The 1,698-nt window shown below is 66.1% G+C and carries 2 protein-coding genes and 1 pseudogene; all 3 read left to right on the top strand.

Annotated features, from left to right (window positions below):
* A pseudogene (locus tag AC1D12_RS32710) lies at positions 1-606 on the top strand (cytochrome o ubiquinol oxidase subunit I); the annotation flags it as partial.
* A complete protein-coding gene (cyoC, locus tag AC1D12_RS32705; protein WP_465112427.1) occupies positions 599-1,231 on the top strand; it encodes a cytochrome o ubiquinol oxidase subunit III in 633 nt (210 codons plus the stop codon). The pseudogene AC1D12_RS32710 and the gene cyoC, both read left to right, overlap by 8 nt.
* Positions 1,228-1,614, top strand: a complete 387-nt coding sequence (cyoD, locus tag AC1D12_RS32700; RefSeq protein WP_047511671.1) for a cytochrome o ubiquinol oxidase subunit IV — start codon at positions 1,228-1,230, stop codon at positions 1,612-1,614. Before cyoC ends, cyoD begins: the two co-directional genes overlap by 4 nt.
* The last annotated feature ends 84 nt before the right edge of the window (positions 1,615-1,698 follow it).

The raw sequence follows: 1,698 nt of genomic DNA, 5'->3' as shown, positions 1-1,698 counted from the left end.
TTCTGGTTCTGGCAGACCGGCTTCTTCTTCGCGTTCATGCCGCTGTACGTGCTGGGCCTGATGGGCGTCACGCGCCGCCTGAGCCACTTCGAGGATCCGTCGCTGCAGATCTGGTTCGTGATCGCCGCGTTCGGTGCGTTCCTGATCGCGCTCGGCATCGGCAGCTTCCTGATCCAGCTGGTGGTGAGCTTCATGCGGCGCGAACAGCTGCGCGACGTGACCGGCGACCCGTGGGACGGCCGCACGCTCGAGTGGTCGACCGCCTCGCCCCCGCCGTCGTACAACTTCGCGTTCACGCCGGTGGTGCACGACAACGACGCCTGGTACGACATGAAGGCCAACAAGTTCGAGCGCCCGACCGACGGCTTCATCCCGATCCACATGCCGAAGAACACCGGCGCCGGCTTCATCATCGCCGGCCTCGCGGCGGCGGTCGGCTTCGCGATGATCTGGCAGATGTGGCTGCCGGCCGTGCTCGGCTTCGTCGCGATGATGGCGGCGATCATCGTCCACACCTTCAACTACAAGCGCGACTTCCACATCGGCGCGGATGAAGTCGTCCGCACCGAGAACGCACGCACCCAGATGCTCGCTGCCCATGTCTGATCTCACCTTGAACCCTGCCGCGGTCGACCCGACCGCGCCGCGCTACTACCTGCGCGAGGAACACCATCCGGAGAACGGCACCCTGCTCGGGTTCTGGCTCTACCTGATGAGCGACTGCCTGGTCTTCGCGTGCCTGTTCGCCGTCTACGGCGTGCTGGGCCGCAGCTACGCGGCCGGCCCGTCGGGCGCCGACCTGTTCGACCTGCCGCTGGTGGCGGTGAACACCTCGCTGCTGCTGCTGTCGTCGATCACCTACGGCTTCGCGGTGCTCGAGATGCAGCGCAAGCGGCTGCGCGCCACGCTGGTGTGGCTGGGCGTCACCGGGCTGTTCGGCCTGGGCTTCCTGAGCCTGGAGCTGTACGAGTTCGCGCACCTGATCCACGAAGGCGCCGGCCCGCAGCGCAGCGCGTTCCTGTCGTCGTTCTTCACGCTGGTGGGCACGCACGGCCTGCACGTCACCTTCGGCATCGTCTGGCTGGTCACGCTGATGTTCCAGCTCGGCAAGCACGGGCTGACCGCGCCGAACCGCCGCCGCGTGATGTGCCTGTCGATGTTCTGGCACTTCCTGGACGTCGTCTGGATCGGCGTCTTCACGTTCGTCTACCTGATGGGGGTGCTGCCGTGAGCGCACATGACCACGATCACGATCACCACGATGACCACGGTCACGACAGCGGCCACGCTCCCAGCACGCTGAAGGGCTACGCCACCGGCTTCATCCTGTCGGTGATCCTGACGGCGATCCCGTTCTGGCTGGTGATGGGCAAGGCGTTCAACAACTCCAGCACCACCGCGCTGGTGATCCTCGGCTTCGCCGCGGTGCAGATCGTCGTGCACATGGTGTACTTCCTGCACATGAACGCCCGCTCGGAAGGCGGCTGGACGATGCTGGCGCTGATCTTCACGCTGGTGCTGGTGGTGATCACGCTGAGCGGTTCGTTGTGGGTGATGTTCCACATGAACAGCAACATGATGCCCACGATGCACGACATGCGGGTCAGACCTTGACCCCCCCCGAAGCGCTTCGCGCCTCCCCCCCGGGGGGGCGCCCCCGATGGCCCGGCAAAGCCGGTTCCATGGGGGCCGCTGGGT

The organism is Rhizobacter sp. P1_G5, from assembly GCF_056405435.1.
Note: the sequence above shows the minus strand (reverse complement) of the source record. Positions and strands in the feature narration are given on the sequence as shown.

Coding starts and splice junctions, on each gene's coding strand:
- cyoC (WP_465112427.1), top strand. CDS start 599: ATGTCTGATCTCACCTTGAACCCTGCCGCGGTCGACCCGACCGCGCCG.